Annotated in this window: 16 protein-coding genes; 7 read left to right on the top strand and 9 right to left on the bottom strand. The window is 66.0% G+C overall.

The window, feature by feature from the left end:
* The first annotated feature begins 25 nt into the window (after positions 1-25).
* Entirely contained in the window at positions 26-2,221 is a 2,196-nt protein-coding gene (locus AB8717_RS04560) for a WD40/YVTN/BNR-like repeat-containing protein (RefSeq protein ID WP_443749844.1), read from the top strand.
* Positions 2,222-2,289: 68 nt separating this feature from the next.
* Positions 2,290-3,375, top strand: coding sequence for a YcxB family protein (locus AB8717_RS04555; protein ID WP_443749843.1), 1,086 nt, complete (start codon positions 2,290-2,292; stop codon positions 3,373-3,375).
* A 62-nt stretch (positions 3,376-3,437) separates the two neighbouring features.
* Here AB8717_RS04555 and AB8717_RS04550 read toward each other — a convergent pair whose 3' ends face one another.
* Positions 3,438-6,086, bottom strand: a complete 2,649-nt coding sequence (locus AB8717_RS04550; RefSeq protein WP_443749842.1) for a glycoside hydrolase family 3 C-terminal domain-containing protein — start codon at positions 6,084-6,086, stop codon at positions 3,438-3,440.
* Positions 6,087-6,250: 164 nt separating this feature from the next.
* Between AB8717_RS04550 and AB8717_RS04545 the strand changes: the two genes are divergently transcribed.
* Complete coding sequence (locus tag AB8717_RS04545; protein WP_443749841.1) at positions 6,251-7,903, top strand: carboxylesterase/lipase family protein; 1,653 nt, start codon at positions 6,251-6,253, stop codon at positions 7,901-7,903.
* On the opposite strand, the gene AB8717_RS04540 is transcribed toward AB8717_RS04545, so the two are convergent.
* The 3 genes from AB8717_RS04540 to AB8717_RS04530 are packed head-to-tail and all read right to left on the bottom strand — an operon-like array spanning position 7,857 to position 12,060.
* Entirely contained in the window at positions 7,857-9,320 is a 1,464-nt protein-coding gene (locus AB8717_RS04540; RefSeq protein WP_443749840.1) for a PepSY-associated TM helix domain-containing protein, read from the bottom strand. The genes AB8717_RS04545 and AB8717_RS04540 overlap by 47 nt on opposite strands.
* Positions 9,317-9,895, bottom strand: coding sequence for a hypothetical protein (locus AB8717_RS04535; protein WP_443749839.1), 579 nt, complete (start codon positions 9,893-9,895; stop codon positions 9,317-9,319). Before AB8717_RS04535 ends, AB8717_RS04540 begins: the two co-directional genes overlap by 4 nt.
* Positions 9,895-12,060, bottom strand: coding sequence for a TonB-dependent siderophore receptor (locus AB8717_RS04530; RefSeq protein ID WP_443749838.1), 2,166 nt, complete (start codon positions 12,058-12,060; stop codon positions 9,895-9,897). The genes AB8717_RS04535 and AB8717_RS04530 overlap by 1 nt, the downstream gene beginning before the upstream one ends.
* Positions 12,061-12,284: 224 nt before the next feature.
* On the opposite strand from AB8717_RS04530, the gene AB8717_RS04525 reads away from it, so the two are divergent.
* Positions 12,285-14,354: a TonB-dependent receptor gene (locus AB8717_RS04525; RefSeq protein WP_443749837.1), complete on the top strand. Its 2,070-nt coding sequence runs from the start codon at positions 12,285-12,287 to the stop codon at positions 14,352-14,354.
* Between the two features lie 4 nt (positions 14,355-14,358).
* Here the strand turns inward: AB8717_RS04525 and AB8717_RS04520 are convergent, their stop codons facing one another.
* On the bottom strand, positions 14,359-16,386 hold the full coding sequence (locus tag AB8717_RS04520) for an ATP-binding protein (RefSeq protein ID WP_443749836.1): 2,028 nt from the start codon (positions 16,384-16,386) through the stop codon (positions 14,359-14,361).
* An 85-nt stretch (positions 16,387-16,471) separates the two neighbouring features.
* Entirely contained in the window at positions 16,472-19,792 is a 3,321-nt protein-coding gene (locus AB8717_RS04515) for a DUF3857 domain-containing protein (protein WP_443749835.1), read from the bottom strand.
* 214 nt (positions 19,793-20,006) lie between these two features.
* On the opposite strand from AB8717_RS04515, the gene AB8717_RS04510 reads away from it, so the two are divergent.
* Entirely contained in the window at positions 20,007-20,663 is a 657-nt protein-coding gene (locus AB8717_RS04510; RefSeq protein WP_443749834.1) for a DUF805 domain-containing protein, read from the top strand.
* Here the strand turns inward: AB8717_RS04510 and AB8717_RS04505 are convergent.
* Together AB8717_RS04505 and AB8717_RS04500 are read right to left on the bottom strand one after the other, a co-directional pair.
* The gene (locus tag AB8717_RS04505; protein WP_443749833.1) at positions 20,660-21,394 is read right to left on the bottom strand and encodes an anti-sigma factor family protein; all 735 of its coding nucleotides are present in this window, start codon (positions 21,392-21,394) and stop codon (positions 20,660-20,662) included. The genes AB8717_RS04510 and AB8717_RS04505 overlap by 4 nt on opposite strands.
* Positions 21,391-21,930 carry a sigma-70 family RNA polymerase sigma factor gene (locus tag AB8717_RS04500; protein ID WP_443749832.1) on the bottom strand — a complete coding sequence of 180 codons (540 nt, stop codon included), beginning with the start codon at positions 21,928-21,930 and terminating at the stop codon, positions 21,391-21,393. Before AB8717_RS04500 ends, AB8717_RS04505 begins: the two co-directional genes overlap by 4 nt.
* Before the next feature lie 149 nt (positions 21,931-22,079).
* On the opposite strand from AB8717_RS04500, the gene AB8717_RS04495 reads away from it, so the two are divergent.
* Entirely contained in the window at positions 22,080-23,015 is a 936-nt protein-coding gene (locus AB8717_RS04495; RefSeq protein ID WP_443749831.1) for a metallophosphoesterase family protein, read from the top strand.
* 13 nt (positions 23,016-23,028) lie between these two features.
* Positions 23,029-23,364 carry a cupredoxin domain-containing protein gene (locus tag AB8717_RS04490; protein ID WP_443749830.1) on the top strand — a complete coding sequence of 112 codons (336 nt, stop codon included), beginning with the start codon at positions 23,029-23,031 and terminating at the stop codon, positions 23,362-23,364.
* Positions 23,365-23,367: 3 nt separating this feature from the next.
* Here AB8717_RS04490 and AB8717_RS04485 read toward each other — a convergent pair whose 3' ends face one another.
* Positions 23,368-24,468, bottom strand: a complete 1,101-nt coding sequence (locus tag AB8717_RS04485; protein WP_443749829.1) for a lysozyme inhibitor LprI family protein — start codon at positions 24,466-24,468, stop codon at positions 23,368-23,370.
* Positions 24,469-24,494 lie beyond the last annotated feature (26 nt).

Here is a 24,494-nt window from a genome sequence, read left to right as displayed (position 1 = left end):
ACAAAAAACGTCCTGGGAGGTCCTGATGCATAAACGGGTTTTGCGCCACTGGCTGGCGATCGGTGCGGCCGTGTCCGCGATGAGCCTGCCGATGATGGCGAAGGCGGCCGAGCCGCAACCCTATGCGTTCCAGACCATTCCCTTCGGCGCCGGCGGGTTCGTCGACGGCTTCGTCTATCATCCGAAGCAGAAGGACGTCCTGTACGCCCGCACCGACGTCGGCGGCATGTACCGTTTCGACTACGCCAGCCACCGCTGGATTCCGCTGCTCGACCATCTCGGTCATGACGACGGCGACCTGATGGGCGTGCTGGCGATCGCCGTCGATCCCGGCAACGCCAACAAGGTCTTCGCCGCCTGCGGCCTGTACCTTCCCGACTGGGCGCGCAAGGGCGCCATCCTGCGTTCCGACGACCAGGGCAAGACCTGGCAGAAGACCGACCTGCCGATCCACGTCGGCGGCAACAGCGACGGCCGCGGCTCTGGCGAGCGTCTGGCCGTCGATCCGCACGACGGCAATGTCATCCTGTACGGTTCCAACCAGGACGGCCTGTGGAAGAGCAGCGACGGCGGCAAGACGTTTGCGAAAACGACCTCGCCCGCCGCCTCGCTCAGCCTGGTCGCCTTCGACCCGGCCGGCAACGGCACGGTCTATGTGGGGTCGGCCGCCGGCAAGGGCGGCCTGTTCGTGAGCGCCGACGGCGGCAATACGTTCAAGCCGGTCGACGGCACGCCGAACCAGGTGCCGCAGCGCGTCGCCTTCGCGCCCGACGGCACCGTCTATGCCACCTTCGCCGCCAGCGGCAACACCTACCCGGTCAACCCGAACAATGCGGTGGCCGGCGGATTGTGGAAGCGCGATGCGGAAGGCGGCAAGTGGAGCAATATCAGCCCCGTCCGCGTCGAAGCCAACCAGGCCTTCGGCTATTCCGGCCTTGATGTCGGTCCCGACGGCACGGTGATCACCGCCACGCTCGACCGCTGGTATCCGGGCGACGAGATGTACGCGTCGAAAGACAAGGGCGCGCACTGGGTGGCCATGTCGGGCGCCTCCCGCCACGATGCGTCGCACTGGCCGTGGCTGGTCAACTACCTGAAGGGCGAGGACAAGATGGGCCACTGGATGGCCGATCTGAAGATCAATCCGCGGAACGGCGCGGAAATGATCTACGGCACCGGCTACGGCCTGTGGCTGACGGAAAACCTGAACGCGCTCGGCGGCAAGGATGCCGTCATGTTCGACTTCGCCGCCGACAATTTCGAGGAAGGCGCGACCATCCAGCTGGCCTCGCCGACCGGCGGCGCGACGCTTCTGGCAGCGCTGGGCGATATCGGCGGCGGCGCGTGGGACGACCTGACCAAGAGCCCCGACGCCGGCCTGTTCCGCCCCAATACGGAAAGCAATTTCAGCGTCGATTTCGGCGGCCTGAACCCGGCTTTTGTCGCGCGCACAACGGGCAACGACGCCACCCACGGCTTTTATTCCGAGGATTCCGGCGCCAGCTGGATGGCGTTTGCGGCCTCGCCTTACCATGCGCCGGCGCAAGGCCAGCCGTGGCGCGGGCCGGGCACGATCGCCGTGTCGGCAAAGGGCACGTCGCTGCTGTGGGCGCCGGAAAAGTACGCCGCCTATTACTCGGCCGACAAGGGCAAGACCTGGACGGCCTCGGCCGGCTGGCCCGCCGGCCGCGACCTGACGCTTGTGCCCGTCTCCGACAAGGCGATCGACGGCGTCTATTATGTGCTCGACCGCGCCGGCTCTTCTGTGCTGATCAGCGTCGACGGCGGCCAGACCTTCAAGCCGATCGTCCAGGGCCTGCCCAAACTCGAGGGCTGGCAGAACGCCCAGCTGGCCGTCGTGCCCGGCCGCATGCGCGACCTGTGGCTGGCCGCGCCCTATGGCCTGCTGCATTCGCCCGACGCCAATACGGCGATGAAGGCCGTGACCTCGGTCGACACCGCCTGGCTGGTCGGCTTCGGCGCGCCGGCCAAACAGGGCGACTATCCGGCCGTCTACCTGTGGGGCAAGGTCAAGACCCAGGCCAAAACCGAGGAAGGCCTGTGGCGATCGGACGACGAGGGCAAGAGCTGGACGCGCATCAATGACGACGCGCACCAGTTCGGCGGCTTCCAGGCGATCACCGGCGACATGCTGGAATACGGCACGATCTATGTCGCCCCGCACGGCCGTGGGGTAATGGTGGGCAAGCCGAAGTCCTGATTGTCAATCCGCCGTAAACCGGTTGTTCTTACAGTCGCGGGCCACGGCGCTGGCAAAGGGAGGGGACAATGTCGCAGGAAAGGTTTGAAACGCGCAGCCACAGCGTAGGCTACGGCGACTATGCGGCCTATGCCATCCGCACCTTTTATCGCAGCCTGCTGACGGTGAAGGGTGGGTTGTTCCACCTGGTCATCGCGGCGCTTGCCATCCTGCGGTTCGCACTGCCGCCGCTGATGCGCGGCGACATCGCCGGCGCCCTGCCCGGCCTCCTCGGCTATCCGGCGATCATCCTGATCGCCGGCCCCTGCCTGTTCGCGGCGAGGGTCCTGTGGGGCGCGAGGACCAGCCCCATCCAGCGCGCGCCAAGGGTGGTCGCCTTTTCGCCCGACGCCATGACCATTACGCGTGGCGGTCTGGACGCCACACTTGGCTGGGGCACGTTTCGCACCGTCTACGAGACGCGAGGCGCCATTTATCTGATGCGCGTCGTCGAAGCGCACATCGTCCCCAAGTCCGCCTTCGCTTCGCCCGAACTCGCCCGGCAGGCGGCCGCCCACGCCCGCCACCACATCAAGTATGCGACCGACAAGGCCACCAGGGTCTTCTACGACTCGCCCGCTCCAGCCGCGCCCGCCGAAGACGAAAGGGTTTCGCCGTCGTTCGAACTGACCTTCAGGCTGTTCGCCGAGATCTTCCTGCGCAACCGCTATCGCAGCGTCGGCGCCGTCGCCGCCCAGTTCGCGGCCGCCGCCCTGGTGATCGCGGCCTATGCCTGGATATGGCGCTACGACCTGTCGAACGGCGAGTACGGCGGCTTCTTGATGGCGTCCGGCATCGTCGTGTCCGCGATCCTGATCCTGCCGGTCCTGCTGATTCCGGTGTCATGGAAGATGTCGCAGAAGGTTCCGACGGTCATGGGTCTACGCCAGGTCGCCATGACACCGAGCTACGTGCGTGGCTTCGGTAAAGATTACGACGCCCGCTTTGCCTGGCAGGATTTGCGGCGTGTGGTCCGTACGTCCGGGGCCCTGTTCTGCTATACCCGCCCCAACGGTATGGTCGTCGTCCCCGCCTCGGCCTTTGCCACGCAAGCCGAAGCCGACGCCTTTTTCGACCAGGCCAGGGCCTGGGCCGACGCCGCCCGCGCCAAATAAAAAAGCGGGCCGTTGCCGGCCCGCCCCTTGACGTCAAGGTTCAAGTTTTCTCGGGGAGGAGCTTATTTCGGCAAGACGGACGTGCCGGTAATCTTGAGAGTGGTCGAAGCGACCTTGGCATAGGCCGGCTGGCCGCCGCCGAGGCTGATCGTATAGGCGCCCGGCACGACGGCGCGCACACCCTTGTCGTCGACCTGCGACAGGGCGCGGGCGTCGAGCGTGAAGCTGACAGGCTTCGTCTCGCCGGCCTTCAGATGGACGCGCGAGAAACCGGCCAGGGCGTATTTCGCCGCGTCGCCCGGCTTGGTGATGTAAAGTTCGACGACCTCGTCGCTGTCGCGCTTGCCGGTATTGCTGACGCTGACCGTGGCCTTGACGCTCTTGCCGGCGGCAAGCGTCGTGGCCGAAAGCATCGGCTTGGCGTAGGCGAAGGTCGTGTAGCTGAGGCCGTAGCCGAACGGATAGAGCACGTCGCCCTTGAAGAAGCGGTAGGTGCGGCCCTTCATCGAATAGTCGGTAAAGGCCGGCAGCTGATCCGCCGAGCGATAGAAGGTGACGGGCAGACGGCCCGCCGGGCTGAAATCGCCGGCCAGGGCTTCGGCGACGGCCTGGCCGCCCTGCCCGCCCGGATACCAGGTTTCGAGGATTGCGGGCACGTTCTTGTCGGCCCAGTTGACCGCCACGGCCGAGCCGTTCATCAGCACAAGCACGGTCGGCTTGCCCACGGCCTGGACGCGTTCCAGAAGCTGCTCCTGCGCCGCCGGCAGGTCCAGGCTGGTGCGGTCGCCCCCGGCGAAGCCCGCCGCTTCGACCTTCATCTCCTCGCCCTCGATGCGCGCCGACAGGCCGCCCACGAAGACGACGACATCGGCCTGCCTGGCGGCCTCGACGGCATCCTGGCCGTCCTCGCCCGGCACGCTCCAGACGAGCTTTTGCTGGCCGGTCTGGCCGCGCTGGAAGGCTTCGACGCGGATCGGATAGGTCTTGCCGGCTTCGAGCGTGATCTTGCCCGACGACAGGGACGGCGCATCACCCACGCCCCATTCGTCGACGATTTCCGTGTCGCCGACCCAGATGCGGTAGCCGTTTTCGGACGAGAAGCGGAAGCGGTATTCGCCCGACTTCGGCGCCGTGACGAAGCCGGTCCAGCGCGCCGAGCTCTCCTTGTCCTCGCCGCTCCAGGCGACGCGGGCGTTCGTTTCGACGCCGGTCTTCGCCGCCGTGCCCGCAGGCTCATGCGTGGTGAAATACTCGGCATTGAGGCCCGGCGTCTTGCCGGCCGCATCGGTGCTGAGCGCCGCGTCGGGCACGGGCGGTTGAGCCGGACCGACCAGACCGGTGCCTTCGGCGTATATAATTCTCGAATTCGGGAACTTAGCGCGGATACCGTCAAGCACGGTCACCGGCTTGGAAGGCTTGCCGTAATAGTTGCCGACCAGGGTATCGAGGCTGTCGGCATTGGGGCCAATAACGGCAATGGTTTTCGCGGTCTTCGCCAGCGGCAGGACATTGTTCTCGTTTTTCAGAAGCACGATCGACTGGCGCGCCATTTCGACCGCCACATCGTGGTGGGCCGGCGTGTCGTAATCCTTCGCCGTGATCTTCGGGAAGACCTGGGCCTGCGGATCGAACAGGCCAAGACGAATGCGCGCCACGAACAGGCGCTTCACCGCCTGGTCTACGGTCGCTTGCGTCATCAGGCCGGACTTGACGGCCGCGACGATGTGCTCGGGCTCGGTCGTCATATTGTTGCGGTAGTCGCCGCAGATCACGTCCATGCCGGCCTTGAAGGCGACGGCCACGCCTTCGTCGGCCGTCTTGGTGTAGTGCAGGCTGTCCTGGCGGTAGACGTTCGCCGCCGCGCCGCAGTCCGACACGACATAACCCTTGAAGCCCCAGGCGTCGCGCAGATGGCTGCCCATCAGCTCGGTCGAGGCGCAGGCCGGCACGCCGTTGACCGCGTTATAGGCGCACATCACGGAATCGACCTTCGCCTCGGTCGCCGCGGCGCGGAAGGCCGGCAGGTAGGTGTCTTCCAGGTCGTGGGGCGACGGCAGGATGTCCTGCTGGTGACGGACCGATTCCGGGCCCGAATGCACGGCGAAGTGCTTGGCGGTGGCGATCGTCTTGAAATACTTGGGATCGTTGCCCTGCAGGCCTTCGATATAGGCCACGCCCATGCGCGCCGTAAGATACGGATCCTCGCCATAGGTTTCCTGGCCCCGGCCCCAGCGCGGATCGCGGAAAATGTTTATATTGGGCGACCACACGGTCAGGCCGCGATAGAAGCCCGAGCCGCCGTCGGGGTAGCGGCGCTCGACGAACTTGGCGCGGAATTCGGTCGAGACGACGTCGCCGGTCTCTTTCAGCAGCACCGGGTTCCACGTCGCCGCCATGCCGATGGCCTGCGGGAAGACGGTGGCGATGCCGGCGCGGGCAACGCCGTGCAGGCCTTCGTTCCACCAGTTGTATTCGGGCACGCCCAGGCGCGGAATGGCGGGCGCGTCGTTGCCAAGCTGCAGCGCCTTTTCTTCCAGTGTCATGTGCGACACCAGGTCGGCGGCGCGCGCTTCGGGCGTCAGCCTGGTGTTGAGCCATTTCGCCGTCGAGGCCGAAGGCGCCTTCGATGCGACCGGTGTCCTGGCAAAGGCCTGCGGTGTAACGGCGAACGCAAGCGCCAGCACGCTCACGACAGCGAGGGATCGGGTCATCGTGGTTTCCTTCCTTTTCGGCGTCCGCGCGCCTTGTTGTGGTAGCGCTACCAATTGGTCTGGCCAAGGTCAAGCGAAATCGATTACTGTTACCGTTACCATTTCGTCTTGCCAGGCGAAAATTTCGGTGTAGCGTACGCCCAAAATCAGGTGAAGGAAACGCCATGCCGATCATTCAATCCCGCCGGGCTCTGCTCGGTTCAGGCCTTGCCGCGGCCGCCCTGCCCTTTCTCACGGGCGTTGCGCGCGCCGCCGTGCCCCTGACTACGATCCCCGGCGCGCCGTTTGTCGAAGTCGAAACGGCCAATGGCAAGATCCGTGGCGGTACGGCGCGCGGCGCGCTTTCGTTCAAAGGCGTCCCTTATGGCGGCAGCCTGTCGGGCGCCAACCGCTTCAAGGCGCCGACGCCGGTAAAGCCATGGACCGGCGTGTTCGACGCGACGCATCTTGGCGCGCCCGCCATCCAGACCCCGGGCGGGACATACGGCGATCATGAGGCCCCCTATAGCGAAGACTGCCTGGTGCTCAATGTCTGGACACCGGCGGCCGACGGCAAGAAGCGCCCGGTCATGGTCTATCTGCACGGCGGCGGTTTCGTCAGCGGCTCAGGCGGATCGCCGACCCAGGACGGCGGACGCCTGGCGGCGGCCCACGACGTGGTCGTCGTGGCGTGCAACCATCGTCTTGGATTGATGGGCTACCTCTTCCTCGGCGACTATGGCGACCCGTATGCCGCCAATGCGGGAATGCTCGATATCGTGCAATCGCTGCGCTGGGTGCGCGACAATATAGCGGCCTTCGGCGGCGATCCCGGCAATGTCACCGTGTTCGGCGAGTCCGGCGGCGGCGGCAAGGTCGGAACCCTGCTGGCCATGCCCGAGGCGCAGGGACTGTTCCACAAAGCCGGAATTGAGAGCGGTGCGTGGACGCGGCGCATGACACGCGACCGGGCAGCCGAAACCGCAAAACGGCTGCTGAAGGCGCTCGATATCAGCGATCCGGCAAAGCTGGCGGACGTGCCTGCGCAAACCCTGCTCGACTGGCAGGTGCGCGGGGAACACGGCCTGGCGCCGATGGCCGATCCGGACACGACCGGCGGCCGCATGATGTATGCCGGCTATGGCGGCGAGCAGGTCGGCAGCTTCGCCCCCGTGGTCGACGGCCATGTCCTGCCGCGCCATCCTTTCGAGCCCGACGCCCCGCCGCTGTCGGCCCATATCCCGCTGCTGATCGCGCACAACAATGCCGAAAGCGCCTTCGGTTATCGCGAAAAACCGGAAATATTCGCCCTTGACGAAGGCGCCATGCGGGCGCGGCTGAACACCGAATTCGGCGACAGGGCCGATGCGCTGGTCGCCGCCTATCGCCAGTCGCGGCCCGGCGCCACGCCCAGCCAGCTCTATATCGCCATCACCACGGCGCGGCAGTTCGGCAACGACACGGTCACCGTCGCCAGCCGCAAGTCGCAACAGCCGGCGCCTGTGTGGTTCTACCGCTGGGACTACAACGCCAATGCGCCGATCAAGGGCTCTGCCACCGCCGTCACCGGCCCCGGTCACGCCAGCGATATCGGGCCGACCTTCGACAACTGGGACGAACCCGGCCTGCACGGCAACGGCCCGGGCGTCGAGGCCGCGTCGCATAATCTGAGTACGATCTGGACCAGCTTCGCGAAGACGGGCGTGCCGTCCTGTCCGGGCATCGGTGCCTGGCCGCGCTACGACACGGCGACGCGCCCCGTCCTGCTGGTCGATGCGGCGTGCAAGGTGGTCAACGATCCGGACGGACCGGCACGGGCGGTCTGGGGTATCGGGTAAGGGCGATAAAGGCCAGGCCCGTCAGAAGCAGGCCGGCGCTGACCCAGACCAGATTGGTTCCGAGCGCCGCCGGAAAGCGCATGGCGTGCACGCCGACCAGGGCCAGCAGGGTCAGGCCCAGCGCGGCCTTGCCGGCGACCGATACGGCGCGCAGCGACGGCGCGAAGACGGCGGCGATCGTGGCGATCGCCGTCACCGGCCAGAACACGGCGGGATAGGGCGCGCCGAACGCAAAGGTCGTCAGCCCCGCCGCCGCCATGGCCACGGCGCCGCCCCAGATAAAGCCCCCCCAGCCCTTGTGCAGGCGCGGGTGCGGCCGGCCCTTCTGCGCGCTTTTCAAAAGCCAGATATCCATGCCGGTCGAGCACAGCAGGGTCAGCCCCATGCCCAGAACCACAAAGGCCCAGCGCACCCAGGCCCCGCCAAACGCGCCGAAATGCAGTCGGTAGAGGCTGGCATAGGCCTGCTTGCCGGCCGATCCGTCGTTGAGATGATGCCGCGCGATGAGACCGCCCTTCGCATCGAAATCGAACTGTTCGCCGAAGACCAGCCGGTCCGGCACGATCGCCCACACGGTCAGCGCCTCATGGTCCGTGCCGGTATTGTTGAGGCTTAGATAATAGGGCTGCGCGCCGGGAATGGCCTTCTGGATTGCGCCGAAGGCCGCGACCATGCCGGCGCTGTCCATGCGGCCGAGCGCCCGCGCCGTGACGGTGTCGCCATAGACCGGCGCCGACGCCCTGGCCGTATCGCCGTGATAGAAGCTGAGGCCCGCCACCATCAGCACGACCTGCAAGAGGCCGATCAGCGCGCCCGTGACGGCGATCGCCAGGTGAAACGGCGCCGCCCAGACGCCGACGCGGTTGTGCAGGTCGGAGCGGTTGAGCCGTTCCCCTGCCCTGGACCGCCACAGGAAGGCGTCCTTGAAGATGCGCGGATGCGCCAGCAGCCCCCCGGCCAGCAAGGCGATGATGGCGACACCGCCCAGGCCGACAACGATCAGGCCCACGGTCGGCACATGCAGTTCGTAGTGCAGCGCCGTCAGGCCGTCGGTTGCCGGCGTGGCGGCCGGCGCCACATAGCGCCCCGCACTGTCGTAACCGCGATGGCTTTCGCCCGCCTCGACCGTCAGGCGCGGCATTTCACCGGTCGGCAGCGAGGCATAGACGCCCGTCGCGCCCTTGGGCAGGTGGCCGCGCGCATCGTCGATCGCGGCGGCGACGCCTTCGGGCGTGAAGACGGCGTCCGGTACGGCGCCCGCTTCCCAGCGCTGGAAATCGGTGTAGAAGACGGTGGCCGTGCCGCTGAGGCAGATCAGGTAAAGGATGCCCGCGACGGCAAGGCCGAGGATCTTGTGCCCTGTCAGGTTTTCGCGCACGAAGGCGGCCGGCATCTTGGGCCAGGGGGATTTTTTCATGGCCTGAACCCCATCGGCAGATAGACCAGCGCCGCGATCAGGACGGCAGCGACGGAAAGCCCGGCAAAACTGCGCCACGGGCGGATGTCGGCCAGTTGCCAGACCCAGCCGCCGGCCATGACCGCGATGGCGATCGTGGCCATCATCATCAGGCCATCGGCTTCATCACCGGGCCCGTAAGCCCGCCACAGCGTCCCCGCCATCAGGCCCGCAGCCGGGGCCGCGACCACCGTGCCGAGAAGGCGCGCCGCCACACGGCTCCAGTAGCCCGGGCGTTTCGGCAGGTTGTCGTCTTCAACCGTGCGCTCCCGCGCGGCCTTGGCCGCCTTCGGGAGGGTCAAGGCGTGGCCGGCGATCACCGCCAGGGCCGCCGTCATCGCCAGGGTCACGGCGTTCGACAGCGCCACATCCGCGCTACCGCCGAGCGTCCAGCCCGTAAGGCCCGCCACGGCCAGGACCCAGCCGGCGGACACGAACCATCGGCTACGCGCGCGGTCGCGCCAGCGCAGGTACAGCAAGGCCAGCCCTGCCAGAAGGCAGAGGCCGGCCAGACACCGGATGACCAGCGCCGCCATCAATACTTGTAGTCAAGCGTCAGCATGACGCTGCGCGGGGCGGCGTAAAAGGCCTGGTCCCATTGCAGGCCGCCGAAGTATGTCTTGTCGAAAGCGTTCTTGACGTTCAGCGTGGCGCGGATGCGGTCGGTGACGCGAATACTGCCCATCAGGTCGGCGACGGCATAGGCCTTCTGCACGAACGGATAGCCGGCGCTGGTCGTCGACACGTCGCTCTGCCAGCGCAGGTCGGCGCCCAGCTTCAGGTCGCGCAGGTGCGGCACGGCATAGGTGGTAGCCAGCTTCAACGTCTTTCGCGGCAGGTAGTTGCGGACAGTGTTTCCCTGCGGATCCTTGATCGTGAGATCGGTCCAGCCGCCGTTGAGCGTCCAGTCGGCCGTGAGCTTGCCGGCAACTTCCAGCTCATAGCCCTTCACCAGGGTGTCGATGCCGACATAGTAGGCCTTGCCGGCAAGCGCCGGATCGGCGTTATAGCCCGCGCCCGCCGGATTGGTGCTTTGCAGATAGCCGGCGAATTCGGCCAGACCGTACTGTTCCGACTTGAAAGCAGCGGCCGTGGCATAGAGGCGGCCATCGAACCAGTCCGACTTGAGGCCGGCTTCATAGCTCTTGCCTGTGGCGGCGTCGAAGCGGTGGAAATTGATGTCGCTCTGCGACTGCGGATTGAAGATGTCGGAATAGCTGGCATAGAGCGAGACATTTTTGCTGACATCGTAGACGGCGCCGACATAGGGGCTGACCTTGTCTTCCGAGCGGTCTTCGCCGACGCCATAAGACGCGCCGATCGATTTGAGATTGACCGCATTGAAGCCGACAATGCCTTTCAGCCTGTCCGTCAGGTTCAGATGGATCGCGCCGTAGGCCCGCGTCGTGTCGGTCTTGATCTGTTCGGCCAGGTAGGCGTCGGGATAGGTCGGCTCGGGCGGCGCGGGCACGACGCCGTTCAGGATGGCGCCATAGTTGAAGAAGGCGGCGAAACGCTCCCACTTGTAGCTGGCGGCGTGGGCCGAGTTGATGCCGAACACGACCTGGTGCTCGCGGCCGAACAGGCTGACATCGCCGGTGGCGATCACGTCGAACATGTCCTGCTTGATGATCGACGGGTAGATGCCGCTATAGGCCGTGATGCCGAGATCGCCTGCGCCGTTATCGCTGGTGGGATCGAGGCCCGTCGTCTTGTCCGGATTGCCGCCCGGATAGAGCAGCTTGGCGTCTTCGTTATAGGACTTGCGCGTATAGATGCCCTTGACCGTCCAGCCGTTGTCGAAGGCGTAGGACAGTTCGGCAAACGACTGGTGATCGTGCGTGTTCCAGTAGGTCCATGGCGCGGCCGAACTGGCGGAGACCTTGTAGGGAATGGGCGTGCCGTCGGTATAGTTCAGCGGCAGGGCGCCCCAGGTGACGCCGTCCGCCAGGTTGTCCTGTTGCGAATAGCCGCCGGTCAGCTTCAGCCTGGGCGTGATGTCGTAGGACAGGACGCCGTAATAGACGCTCCGGTCGACGCTGTAATAGTCGAGATAGGAATCGCTGCTGGTGTGGGCATAGACAAAGCGGCCGGCCAGGGTCCCGTCCTTGTTGAGCGGACCCGACACGTCGGCCGTCAGGCGCAGGTCGTTCCACGAGCCGTAGCCCGCCGTCACGTCCGCCTGGAAGGTCTTCGTCGGGCGCTTGCGGATATAGTTGATGGTGGCCGAGGGATTGCCCGTGCCGGTCAGCATACCGGTGGCGCCGCGGATGGCCTCGACGCGGTCATAGATGGCGGTGTCGAGCGCGCCGACCTGAAGACCCCAGTCCAGCGGCTGGCCGACGCCGTCGACCTGGAAGTTGATGATGTCGAAGCCGCGCGAATTGTAATAGGTGCGATCGGTCTCGTCCGCCTCGACATTGATGCCCGGAATGGTGACCAGCAGTTGGTTGGCGTCGGACAGGCCGAAGTCCCGGATCTGGGCCGACGACACCACCGTCACCGACTGTGGCGTTTCCCGCAGGGATAGGTCCAGCCCCGTGGCACCGGCCGAGCCCTTGATCACGCGCTTGCCGATGACGACCACTTCGGCGCCCTTATCGGACGCGGCGTCCGCGGCATGCGACAGGGCGGGCATGAGGACCAGTGCGAAGGCGGATGACAAAAGCAGGGCGGTACGGGAAACGCGGGAGGGACGCATCGGCAAAACCTGGTTATGAGAATGACTATCAATATCGTCGATACGAACCCTACCGCTGTGTGTCAACAGCAAATGCGAGCTATTCGCAGATATGTCGCCGGGGTAACAATCCGGAAATCGGAGCAGAAAAATGCGATTTTATAACCGGGGGTTGTTTTTCACCGCTGGATATCTCCTGATATCCCGTGTAACTATGACGCAATGCAAATGTTCGAGGGGAACGGGTGACACGACCGGGGCTTGCCATAACCGTATCCGTTGCCGCCCTGGCGAGCGCGGCCTGCCCCGCCCTGGCCCAGGAGTCCGCCGCACCGGCAGCGCCGGCCGATTCGCCGGTCGTCGTCCAGGGCCAGCGCAACGAGGTCACCGACCGCATCGACCGCCGCATCTACGATTTCCGCAACGATCCCGACGCCCAATCCGGCAATGCGGGCGACATCCTCAACAAGGTGCCTTCGGTTACCGTGACCCCCGGCGGCCGCGTCGCCCTGCGCGGCGATATCAACGTGACCGTCCTGGTCGACGGCAAGCCGCCGATCAACGGCAATGCCTTTCTCCAGACCCAGTCCGCCGCGGACATCGACCGCATCGAGGTCATCACCAACCCGTCGGCGCAGTTTTCGGCCAACGGCACCAGCGGCGTCATCAACATCATTACCAGAAAGCGCCACCCTTTCGGCCTGTCCGGGACCTCAACCGTCCGCCTCACCAGCCAGGGCCAGGTGGGCGGCAATGCGTCGCTCAGCCTGACCACAGGACCGTGGTCGCTGACCAGCCGCCTGAGCGCCGGCCAGTATCCCGGCCTGACCGACGGATCGACCGTCCAGACCCTTCCCACGGCGTCGAGGACACGCAGCCGGTCGTGGTTTTCGGGCCGCTATCTGGGCGCGGAGCTCGAGGTCGCGCGCAAGGTCGGCGACCACCAGACCCTGACCGTCAGCGGCCGCTACTATCCCGAATGGACCCGCACCCACGCGACCGGCGACTACAGCTCCGTGGCAAAGGCCTTTTCCACGGCTTATCGCGCGACGGCCCGCGACGCCTACGGACAGCTGGAATTCCTCTACGACTACAATAACGACGACAAGGGCCGGCACATTACGCTGGACGCCACGGCGGGCAGCTGGAACGTGCTGACCCATTCCGCCACGACCGATACCTATAGCACGCCCCTGGCCGGCCAGGCGGTCTATGGCGCGCATACCGAGCAAAGCGGCCCGAGCGACGACGTCAAGGCGGACCTTGAACAGCGCTTCGCATCGGGGCACCTCCTGACGTCAGGCCTCGAATGGAAGCGCGACGGCAGCGACGAAGACGACGCCTATTTCGACCGGGGCGGCATCGCCGGCCCGCACGCCGACGGCAGCACCAAGGATTTCTCCGGCACGCGCGAGGTGACCTCCGCCTATGTCACCTATCAACGGCCCCTGGCCTGGGGCTGGACCATGCTGCCCGGCCTGCGCGCCGAACGGGAGGATCTCGATATCCGTTCCCAGGGTACCCGTACGACGCCGGACGCCTTCGGCCTCTATCCGTCGCTGCATCTCAGCCACGCGCTCGGCCAGGGCAAGCTGAAACTCAGCTACAGCCGCCGCGTCGACCGCCAGGACATCGGGCGCTACGATCCGTCGGTCACCTATGTCACGCCGGTCTACGCCACCCAGGGCAATCCCGGCCTGAAGGCGCCGGAAACCGACGCCTACGAGGCCGGCTACGACTTCAGCAAGGGCAAGGTCAGTTACGACGCCACGGTCTATTACCGCGCATTGCAGAATGTCGTGTCCGACTACAGTTCCGAAATCGGCGGCGGCGTCGTGCTGCAGCGCCCGGTCAATTCCGGCCATTCGCGCAGCGGCGGTGTCGAGTTCACCATCAAGCGGCCGGTTTCGGCGCACTGGAAGGCGTCGCTCAACACCAACCTCTACTACAACACCATGCCGTTCCTTTCGGGAGGTGTCACGGGGTCGCGCGGCGCCTTCACCTATTCGGGCAACGGCACCCTGCAATACGACAGCGAAAAGGGCGACGAGGTCCAGGCGGTGCTGACCCTGACCGGCCGCCAGCTCGACCTGCAAGGCTATACGATGGCGACCAGCCGCCTCGACTTCACCTGGCGGCACGACCTGTCGAAAAAGGTGTCGATCGTCGTGGCGGCCTTCGACGTCCTAGGCGGCATGAAGACGGAGACCGTCTTCCAGACCCCAGACCTGACCCAGCGCTACATTCAGAAAGTCAGCGACCGCATCCTGCGCATCAGCCTGACGCGCAAGTTCGGCGGTCCGGCGTCGAAGTAACGCGTCACCCCACCGCCGCGGGCTGAAGCTCGGCCAGCATGCGCACCAAAGCATCGCGGCCGATCGGCTTGGCCAGGAAGCCGTCGAACAGGGGTCTGGCCTCGGGTGGCAGGACCGGGCTGGCGCTGAAGGCGACGATCGGCGTGGCACCGTTTATCAGGCAGCCGTCGCGAATGGCGCGCGACGCAGCGATGCCGTCCAGCCCGGGCATGTGAATATCCATCAGGATGATATCGTAGGCGCGGGTCATGCAGGCTTCGACCGCGCCCGCGCCGCTGGCTGCCTCGGTGACCTCGGCGCCCATGCGCGTCAGCGTGTCGCGGATGACATGGCGGTTGGCGGCGTGGTCGTCGACCAGCAGCAGGTCCAGCCCGGCCAGGGGTTGCCCGTCGCCCTCGTCCCCCGCCAGGCCGTGGCCGTCGGCCTCGACCCGCGGAATCTCGAACCAGAAGGTACTGCCGTGGCCTTCGGACGACTCGACGCCGATCCGGCCTTGCATCAGCCGCACGATCTCGAAACAGATCGACAGGCCCAGTCCCGAGCCGCCGTGCTGGCGGTGAACGCTGCGGTCGGCCTGCGAAAAGCGCTGGAACAACCGTGCCTTCGCCTCGGGCGAAAGGCCCGGGCCGGTATCGCGGACCTCGACGCGCACGGCGTCGTCGCGGGCCTCGACATGGACGCAGACCTCGCCGGATTGCGTGAACTTGCAGGCATTGCCCACCAGGTTGGTCAGCACCTGGGTCAAGCGGACGTCGTCGAGCATCAGGCCCTTAGGGCAGGCGCCGTCATAGTCGAGCCTCAGCCCCAGTCCCTTGGCCTGGGCCTGGACGCTCATCTGGTCGCACACATCCTGCGCCAGCGCCTCGAAGTCGACGGCCTGCGGATCGAGCGTGACCAGGCCGGCTTCCAGTTTCGAGAAGTCGAGCACGTCGTTGACCAGGGTCAGCAGGGTCTTGCCGCCCTTGCGCAGACGGTCGGCGCACATGCGCGCCGTGGGCGGCAGGTCCTCGATCTCTTCCAGCAGGTTGGAATAGCCGATGATGGCCGTCAGGGGCGTGCGGATTTCATGGCTCATGTTCGACAGGAAATCGCTCTGCGCCTGGGCCAGGTCCTCGGCGGCGCGGGTGGCCGCACGCAGGGTTTCCTCGACCTGCTTCTGGTCGGTGATGTCGCGATAGATGCCGAAGATCGATACCGGCCTGCCTGCCTCGTCGCATTCGGCCGAGCCCTCGGCGTGCACCCAGCGCAGTTCACCGTCGGGACGATACATCCGCGCCTCGATGCTGAACGGGGCGCCGTTCTCGAACGTTGCCTTGACGGCCGACTGCATGTGTTCCCAGTCGTCGGGGTGATAGCGCTCGGCGCCGGCGCCGATCTTCGGCGTATAGGTTTCCGGCGACAGGCCGAGGATGGTGTAGACTCCGCGCGACCAGGTGAAGGTTTCGCTCGCCACGTCGACGTGCCAGTAGCCGACCCCGGCCACCTTCTCCATCATCTCCAGCTTCTTCTGGGTTTCGTTGCGCGCGCGGATGATCTCCTTCTTGATCAGGCCGTCCTTGCGCATGGCCATCAGGGTCGAGACCGTGTCGGCCAGCGATTGCAGCTTCTGGCGGTCCTCGAGCGGGAAGCTGTCGCGCGCCACCTTGTCGGCGACGCAGAGGGTGCCGACCAGCATGCCGTCGTAACGCACGGGCGCACCGGCATAGAAGCGGATATGGCCCTCGCCCGTCACGGCGGGATGGTCGTGGAAGACCGGATCGCGGCTGGCGTCGAGCACCACCAGGATGGCGTCGCGGCGGATGGTGTAGTCGCAGAAGGCTTCGTCGCGCGGCGTTTCGCACACGTCCATGCCGACCGCCGACTTGAACCACTGGCGCTCGGTGTCGATCAGCGAGACGGCGCAGATCTCGGCGCGGAAGATATCGGCGGCCAGGCGCGTAATCGTGTCGAAGCCGGGCTCGGGATCACTGTCCAGGATGTCGAGCGCATGCAGCGCGCTCAGCCTGAAACGCTCGTGATCGGACATGTCCATGACGCAACTCCGCGATATCCCGGCATAGTATCCCGAAACGCGGATAACATAGTCTTAAGTCTTTATAACAAACGCGTAAGTCTACTCAGGGTTTAAGGCCGTAACCGGCGAACTGCGCCTCTACCCAGCCGGCCACCTTGCGCGCCGCCGCCAGATCGGCCTGGCCGCCGGCCTTGTCGCCCTTGCGCAACTTGACCAGGCCCCGGCCATACAGCGAATCCGCCAGGTCCGGTTCAAGGGCCAACGCGGCGTTGTAATCGGCCAGCGCTTCGTCGAGCTTGCCCATGCGGAACTTCACAAAGGCGCGGCTATCGATGTAGTTGGCGCGCTTCGGTTCCAGCTTAACCGCCGCTTCGCAATCGGCAAGGGCGGTGTCGAGCTGGATGTTGCGCGTCGCCCGTTCCCAGCAGCTGCCGTTGAAGGCCGAGCCCCCGGAAGGATTGATCGCCTTCAGCGCATCATAATCCGCCAGCCCCTGCTCGATCTTGCCCTGGGCGAAATAGATCCGGGCCCGGACCGTGTGCGGCTGCTCGTCCTTCGGGGCCAGGGCCATGGCGGCATCGGCGTCGGCCAGCGCCTTGTCATAGTTCTTTTCGGACAGCCAGAAGGCGGCGCGCACCAGCAGCGGCAGATCGGATTTCGGATCAGCCTTGATGCCCGCGTCGATATCGTCGAACTTCTGCTGACGGTCGGTATTCAGGCGGTCCTGGGCGCGCATGGCGTAGGCGTAGGCCGACGGCTCGACCGCGATGACCTTGTCCCATTCGCCGACCGCCTGCGCCTTGGACGCCGCGCACTTGTCGGCGTCGAGGCCCCGGCAATTCTCATACAGCTCGGCCATGCGGTTATGGAAGGCCACGTTGTCGGGGTCGGCCACCAGCGCCTTGCGCACCACGTCGCGCGCCTCCTCGACCTTGCCGTCGCGCAAGGCGATCTCGGTCTGGACCTCGACGACTTCCTCGGCGCCGGGATCGAGGTCGCGCGCCGTTTCCATGTCCTTGCGCGCCAGGTCGGTCTTGCCCTGGACCAGATAGATTCGGGCGCGGTTGACCAGGCCGTAGACGTCGTTGGGGTACACGGCCAGCGCCTTGTCGGACGCGTCCAGCGCCTCGTCATAGCGTCCCTGCATCCGGCGGACCTCCGCCAGGCCATTGAGCGCGATCCATTGGTTCGGATCGGTCTTGACCGCCAGTTCGAAATCCGCCGCGGCCGCCGCGATATTGTCGCGCGTCATGAAGATGGAGGCCCGCGCTTCCAGCGCCATGACGTTCGTCGGCTCGAGCCGCAACGCCTTGTTGAGCGCCGTGAGCGCCTCGTCTTCCTTGTTTTGCTGCATGGCCTGCCGTGCGTCCGCGAAATAGTCCGCCGCAGTCTTGGGCCCGTCACCCGAAGCGGTGTCGCCGGCGGTCTTGCTCCTGGCCTTGTCGGGATCGACCTTGTGATAGCTTTTGGGCGCGACGACGACGACGTCCTTGCTCCACAGCTTGACCAGCTCGGGCGAGGCCGCGACCGCGTCCTTGTAGCTGATTTCGGGCACCAGCGAGCGGCGCGACGCGTCCAGCGTCACATGATTGTCCTTGAGCGTGGCTTCGCGGTGGAAGACCGACCCGCCCGCCGTCTTGTCGACATTGCCGCCTTCCAGCGTAAACCCCTTGGCGTCCTTGGGCAGGATAATCTCTTCGCGCGTCCGCGCGAAATAGGGGAAGTTGATGACGACGGGCGCGTCGCGGTGCGGGCCGCTGTCGCGCTTTTCGGCCTCGCTCCAGCCCATGCCGATCAGGTCCGTCGTATAGCGCCAGGTCTTGCTGTCATCGCTGGCGTCCCAGGCCATCCTGGCGGTGCCGTCCATGACCAGGCGTTCCTCGCCGGTCGCGGCGTCGAAGCTTGCCGACACCTTGCGCGGCGTCATCCAGTCGTATTGCCCGGTCCAGTAGCCCTTCAGCGCCTTTTCATATTCGGCCGGCGGCTGGGCGCGCAGGGCCTGGTCGAGTTGCACGGCAAAGTCGCCGCGGAACACCTTTTCGATATGGACACCGGCGGGCACGTCGAGGCCGGCGGAGGCATCCAGCCGGATGACCGTGTCTTCGCCCGGCTTGTCGAGCGGCTTCATCTCGATCGCCTCAAGCGCGGCCCCGCCCTCCCGCACCGGCAGCGCCCAGCGCAGGGCCGGCGGCCGCACGCTGTCGAGGTCGCGGTCGCCCAGGCGCGTACTGTCCAGCCAGTAGACCTTGCCGGCGATCTCGGCGCGGACGATGACGTGGTCGAACTGTTCCATGGCGGGCAGGCGCTGGTCCAGCCCGTCGCCGCCGCCGCTGTTGACCAGGGCGGCCTCCGCCTTGATGCCGAGCGCGTTGAGAATGGCCACAAGCAGCACCGACTTGCCCTTGCAGTCGCCGAAACGCCGCTGCCATGTCGTGTCGGCGTCGGCGGGCTTGTAGCCGCCGAGATTCATGCCGAGGAAGACGTAGCGCACCTGGTTTTCGACCAGGTGCAGCGCCATGGCGGCCTGCGCGTGTCTGTCCGAGGTGGTCTTGCGGATGGTCTCGATTTCAGCGTTGAGAGGGGAGTCCGGAGCGATCGTCGCGGCCTTGGCGTACAGCGGCGCGATCACCGACGACACCTCCTGCCAGGATGCGAACTGCGAGAACTCGACCAGGCCGTACTGGTTGAAGCGCGCCGGTGCATCCTCTTGTGTCTCCGCCTTGACGACGTGGGTCCGCAACAGGTCATAGCCCTGGCCGGTCGCCTTGCCGTTCAGGTCCTCGCTCTGCCGCCAATGGACAGGTTTCGCCGGGTCCCAGACCGCGCGCACCGACTGCTGGCCGACCGTTCCCGCCGCCAGGCCCGGCACGACCAGTTCGCCGCGCCCGGCCCACACCGGGTCCTTGCGCTGCACCGACAGGGAAAAGACCAGGGTGTCGCCCGGCTGCAGCCCCTCGGGCTGGAGCACGCCGGTCAGATAGCCGTCCAGCATGGCGCGGTCGAGATTCTGTTCGCGGCGCAGGACGGTAAAGGTCTGGCCGTTGGCCAGCACGTCGATGACCTTGTCGCCGCGCAGGATCTGCACCTTGTGCACCGTCGCGATGTCCGTATCGGGGTTCCAGGTGACAAACGACTGCGCCCCCTGCAATCCGGCCGGCGTCTGGATATGGTAGGCGATCTCGGTGTGGTAGGTCGTGGTGCCGTCGGCGGCGAAATTGACCTGGAGATCCTGGACCAGCATCTGGGCCGGCGCACCGGCATAGGCCTCGTCGGGCTTGGGGATGCTGACCGGCTTGACCCAGGCGTCGGCGGGCGCGTAGACGATCTTGTCCGCCGCCACGGCCGGAAACGCCGCCGCCATCGCCAGTACGACAACCAGCGCGGTGCCCGATGCAGCCGCGCGCTTGCTCCACCCATATGCCATGAATGCCCCCATACGCCGGACCGCCACTTCCCGCGTCCGCCCGCCGGAGTCTACAGAGCCGCGCCGCCGACAGCAAGGGGTCGCGCCCGCAATATGACGGTTTCATGCACGGCCCTGTATCGGTATTATTTTGCAGCCCGTTAACCCTGTTGCTTAGGCCGGTCTTCACCGTTTTCAGATACAACTCTGACCTGTGGGTTGAAGCGGAGGGGTCATGTTCAGGGCCATTCTAAACTGTACCAACGTAACGGGCCGCGCCTCGCGGTCGGAGTATTGGCAGTTCGTCTTCCTGCAAGGCCTGATCGCCACGGTGTTCGGCGTCCTGCGGGCAGTCCTGTTCGTCTCAAGTCCTGTGCTCGGCCTGGCGTTCAGCGGTATCCAGGGCCTTTTGACCATGGTCCTGATCCTGCCGGGCTTCACCGTGGCCGTCCGCCGGCTGCACGACACCAACCGCTCGGGCTGGTGGCTGCTGCTGTCGGTCCCGGCGCAGTTCGGCGTGATATTCCTGTTCCTGGGCGGGCTGGTTTTCGCCTATGCGGCGGCCACGCACCAATCGGCCTTCGGCTCCGGAGCCTCGGGCTGGATGGTCGCCCTCGCGGCCTTCGGCCTCATCTGCGTCGCCTGCGCCGTCACCCTGTTCGTCTTCATCTGCCAGAAGGGCACCCGCGGCCCCAACCGCTTCGGGCCCGATCCGCTCGATCCGGAGTCCATCCCTGAGGCCGACGTGTTCGACGGGGGATATGACACCGTGTTCAATGACGCACCATCGCCTCCACCCGCGCCGATGCGCCCCGCGCCGGTGCAGGCCGCGCCCGTCTATGCGCCCGCTTCGCCGCTTCAGCCGGCCCGCACCTTCGGCAAGCGGCGCTAACCCTCCGCGGCGTGCGTCTCGATATAGCGCGCCAGGGCCAGGAGATCGGCGGCGGGCGCGTCGGAGACGGCGAAGCAGGTCAGCTTTCCGCGTTGCCAGCCCACGACATTGTAGCCCTTTGCCGGCAGCACATGCGGCGTGACCAGCGGCGACCGCTCGTTACGGCCATTGCCTGAAATCGCATAGAAGTCGACCTTGTGGCCGTCGCACATATAGGTCAGGGCCGACGCCTTCTGCCGCGCCACACGGTCGGTGCGCGCGTACAAAAGGTTGCAGTTCCCGGCCTTCATCAGCACCGGCGGCGCGAAGTCGAGCCGCGCCTGCAACCACGGCTTCACGCGGTCGCCGTAATAGCCCTCGATGCCGGCGGGCATGTCGCGGAGCGTACGCTGGTGTCCGGCGATAACGTCGTCGACCGGCGACACCGGCGGCCGCATAAGCAGCATGGCCGCCACCAGCGAGGCCGCGATCAGCCCGCCGCCGCCGCTCCACATCGCCGCCCTGCGCGCCCGGTCGGCCGCCACGCGTTTGCGGATGCCGTCCGCCAAACCTTGCGGCGCGGCCTGGCCCCAGTCGATGCGCTTGACCGCCGCCTTGAGGTCGCGAATTTGCCGCAGGTCGGCCCGGCACGCCGCGCAGGTTTCCAGATGCGCCTCGACCGAGCGCGCGTCGTCGCCGCTCAATTCGCCGTCGGCATAGGCGTGCAGCTTCACGGTAAAATCGTCGTTCATGCTTCTGCCTCCGTCAGGCGCACGCGCAGCATGTCGCGCCCGCGCGCCAGCCGCGACATCACCGTGCCGACGGGAACATTCAGCACCTCGGCGATGGTCTTGTACGGCATGTCCTCGATATCCTTGAGCATGATGACCTCGCGGAAGACCGCCGGCAAGCCCAGCAAGGCCTCGCGCAGCCGCTCGACCATTTCGGCGGCGACAAGGCTGGTCTCGGGCGTATCCTCGTGGCGCAAATGCACGGCGTCCTCTGTCGTCCAGGCGGCTTCGTCGTCGACATCGACCGTGGCATGCCGCGCCTGCCGCAGCCAGTCGTAGGCCTGGCGCCGCACGATGGTGAACAGCCAGGCCCGCGTATTGCCGGCGGTGTAGCGGCCCCACGCGGCATGGGCCTTGAGAACGGCATCCTGCACCACGTCCTCGGCGGTGGCGGCGTCGCGCACCAGCCACAGGGCAAGCCGGTACGCGCCGTCGAGATGCGGCAGCACCTGACGTTCGAACTCGCTCCCGGAAGGCCGCAACGTGAAAAGCTTCATATCGTCCCTTGAGAGAGGTAACGGCGGTATCGTCGTGTTTATTCCCGTTCGCCTCCAAAAAAAGAAATTAAATTATCGCCGTGATTTTCGGGAATAAGTGACGCCCCTGCTCCGTTTCCGCTTCGATCCCCCGCATCAAGGAGACGGAGATGGACGACAAGACCGACGACGCGGCGCTTTCACGCCGCCATTTGCTGAAATGCTCGGCCTGGGCCGGGACGGGCGTTGCCTGGGCCATGATGGGCGGGGTGCCGCGCGCCTTTGCCATGGACGGTCCCGGCAAGGCGCCCGACGACCTGAAGCTGCTGTTCGTGCAGCTCAGCGACAGCCATATCGGCTTCAACAAGGCCGCCAACCCCGAGCCGGTCAAGACGCTGAATGAGGCCAAGGCCAGGATCCTGGCCCTGCCGAAGACCCCGCAGCTTATCCTGCACACGGGCGACATCACGCACCTGTCACGGCCGGATGAATTCGATACCGCCGCGCAGATCCTGGGCGACCTGCCCGCCCCCGTGCGCTACGTGCCGGGCGAACACGACGTGCTCGACGAAGGCGCCGGCAAGGCCTATCTCGACCGCTACGGCAAGGGCACCAAGGGCAATGGCTGGTACAGCTTCGACATGGGCGGCGTGCACTTCATCGCCTTGGTCAACGTCTTCGACTTCAAGCCCGGCCAGGAAGCCAGCCTCGGCGCCGACCAGCTGGCCTGGCTGAAGGACGACCTGCGCGCCGTGTCGCATTCGACGCCGGTCGTCGTCTATACGCACATTCCGCTGTGGGACATCTATGCGCCGTGGGGCTGGGGCACCAGCGACTCCGAAGTCGCCATCGCCATGCTGCGCCCCTACGGCTCGGTGACCGTGCTTAACGGCCACATCCACCAGATCCAGCAGAAGGTCGAAGGCAATATCACCTTCCACACGGCGCGCGGCACCGCCTATCCGCAGCCCGAGCCCGGCAAGGCCGACTCCCCCGGCCCGCTGGTCGTGCCGCCGGAGCAGTTGCGCACCTATCTCGGCGTGTCCGACATCAGTGTCCGGCGCGGCAAGCATCCCCTCGCCATCCACGACGCCACTCTCGCATAAAGTTGAGTTGAATATGTTGAAATCGCTTATGTTCGCCGCGGCCCTGGCCGTGGCCGCCTCCCCTGTCGCCGCCGCTCCGGCCGCCCATACCGTCAATGTCGACATCAAGAATTTCATGTTCATGCCGATGACGGTGACCATCGCGGAAGGCGACACCGTCACCTGGACCAACCGAGACCAGATCCCGCACACGGTCGCCGAAAAGAACAAGCTGTTCCGCTCGGCCGCGCTCGATACGGGCGACACCTACAGCCACGTCTTCGACAAGGCCGGCACCTACGATTACTTCTGCACTCTGCATCCGCAGATGTTCGCGCACGTCGTCGTCACGCCGGCGAAAAAGAAGTAGGCCTTAGCCGTCGCAGGGATCGTAGGCCAGGGCGGTCGTCAGCGCGAAAATGACGGCCGCCTCCGCCGCCGCGCGATCGGGCGGGAGTTTGAATGTCGTCTGGTAATATTGCGCCAGGGCGGCTTTTGCTTTCGCAGCCGCCTGGGCGTGGGTCTTCAGGTATTTCGCCAGCCCCGCCTCGGGCGGTGTGACCTTTTCATCTTTCCAGGCTTCGGCACGGTGCAACAGGGCGGCCGCCTTCAGGCGCTCGAACTGGCGATACCCGGCGTAACGGATGGTGCCGTCGCACTGGGGCGCGTCGCCCTGCAGGGTATCGACAAAACCGGTAAAGGCCGGCACCTGCGGCGCCATGATTTCGCAGTCGGCCTGCGGCAGGAAGTTGTCGCGGCTGCTGCCCCAAAGGCCGTCCAGCGCACCGATCAGGCCCGGCCGGTGGGGAATCGCGGCGCACGGCCACGACAGCGGTGTATCGAGCGTACCGCTGTACAGCTGGGCGAACAGCACGAAGGCCTTGTCGGCAGCCGCCGCGGCCTGCGGCGTTTCCGGACCGTCCAGCTCGCTGAACACGGCCTTCTTGTCGGGAATACCGGCATAGACCGGCGTCAGCGCCGCCGCGACCTTTGCCGCCCTTGCCTGCGGATTGTCGGTCGTGGTGTAGAGATAGATGGCCTCATAGACCGGAGCGTCATGTGGCGCGGTGCGGCGTAGTTCGGCCATGGCGGCGTCGTGGTCCTGGATCAGGGCCGAGACGGCAAGGTCCTGAAGCCGGGTGTCGTAGTGGCCGCGAACGCATTCGGCCTGGGACTTGAACTGTTTGACCCAGGCCTTGGCGCCACAGTCGCCGTTAAGATCCTTCAGCCACCGCCGCTGCACGGCAAGCTGTCCAGACGGACCGACGCCCAGGATATCGGTCTTCACCTCGCCGTAAAAATGCGCCAGCCGGCGGTCGGCGGCGGACAGGCCCGCATCGGCGCAGATCGCCGCCTCGATATCCTTGGCGCCCGCGCAGGAAAAACTGGGGCCGTTATCGGCGGCGTGGCTTGAAAGCGGCGCGAATACCGTGGCCAGCACGATGACGAGAAAAGCCTTGAAACAGACCTGCATGACGCCTCCATTTTGCAGCCATGCTA

It is taken from the genome of Asticcacaulis solisilvae, from assembly GCF_052327315.1.
In the GTDB taxonomy this organism is placed as follows: domain Bacteria; phylum Pseudomonadota; class Alphaproteobacteria; order Caulobacterales; family Caulobacteraceae; genus Asticcacaulis; species Asticcacaulis solisilvae_B.
The sequence above is the reverse complement of the archived record's forward strand: the minus strand, read 5'-3'. Positions and strand labels throughout refer to the sequence as shown.

Coding starts and splice junctions, on each gene's coding strand:
- AB8717_RS04560 (WP_443749844.1), top strand. CDS start 26: ATGCATAAACGGGTTTTGCGCCACTGGCTGGCGATCGGTGCGGCCGTG.
- AB8717_RS04515 (WP_443749835.1), bottom strand. CDS start 19,792: ATGGCATATGGGTGGAGCAAGCGCGCGGCTGCATCGGGCACCGCGCTG.
- AB8717_RS04495 (WP_443749831.1), top strand. CDS start 22,080: ATGGACGACAAGACCGACGACGCGGCGCTTTCACGCCGCCATTTGCTG.
- AB8717_RS04520 (WP_443749836.1), bottom strand. CDS start 16,386: ATGGACATGTCCGATCACGAGCGTTTCAGGCTGAGCGCGCTGCATGCG.
- AB8717_RS04535 (WP_443749839.1), bottom strand. CDS start 9,895: ATGGCGGCGCTGGTCATCCGGTGTCTGGCCGGCCTCTGCCTTCTGGCA.
- AB8717_RS04555 (WP_443749843.1), top strand. CDS start 2,290: ATGTCGCAGGAAAGGTTTGAAACGCGCAGCCACAGCGTAGGCTACGGC.
- AB8717_RS04545 (WP_443749841.1), top strand. CDS start 6,251: ATGCCGATCATTCAATCCCGCCGGGCTCTGCTCGGTTCAGGCCTTGCC.
- AB8717_RS04490 (WP_443749830.1), top strand. CDS start 23,029: ATGTTGAAATCGCTTATGTTCGCCGCGGCCCTGGCCGTGGCCGCCTCC.
- AB8717_RS04505 (WP_443749833.1), bottom strand. CDS start 21,394: ATGAACGACGATTTTACCGTGAAGCTGCACGCCTATGCCGACGGCGAA.
- AB8717_RS04540 (WP_443749840.1), bottom strand. CDS start 9,320: ATGAAAAAATCCCCCTGGCCCAAGATGCCGGCCGCCTTCGTGCGCGAA.
- AB8717_RS04530 (WP_443749838.1), bottom strand. CDS start 12,060: ATGCGTCCCTCCCGCGTTTCCCGTACCGCCCTGCTTTTGTCATCCGCC.
- AB8717_RS04485 (WP_443749829.1), bottom strand. CDS start 24,468: ATGCAGGTCTGTTTCAAGGCTTTTCTCGTCATCGTGCTGGCCACGGTA.
- AB8717_RS04550 (WP_443749842.1), bottom strand. CDS start 6,086: ATGACCCGATCCCTCGCTGTCGTGAGCGTGCTGGCGCTTGCGTTCGCC.
- AB8717_RS04510 (WP_443749834.1), top strand. CDS start 20,007: ATGTTCAGGGCCATTCTAAACTGTACCAACGTAACGGGCCGCGCCTCG.
- AB8717_RS04500 (WP_443749832.1), bottom strand. CDS start 21,930: ATGAAGCTTTTCACGTTGCGGCCTTCCGGGAGCGAGTTCGAACGTCAG.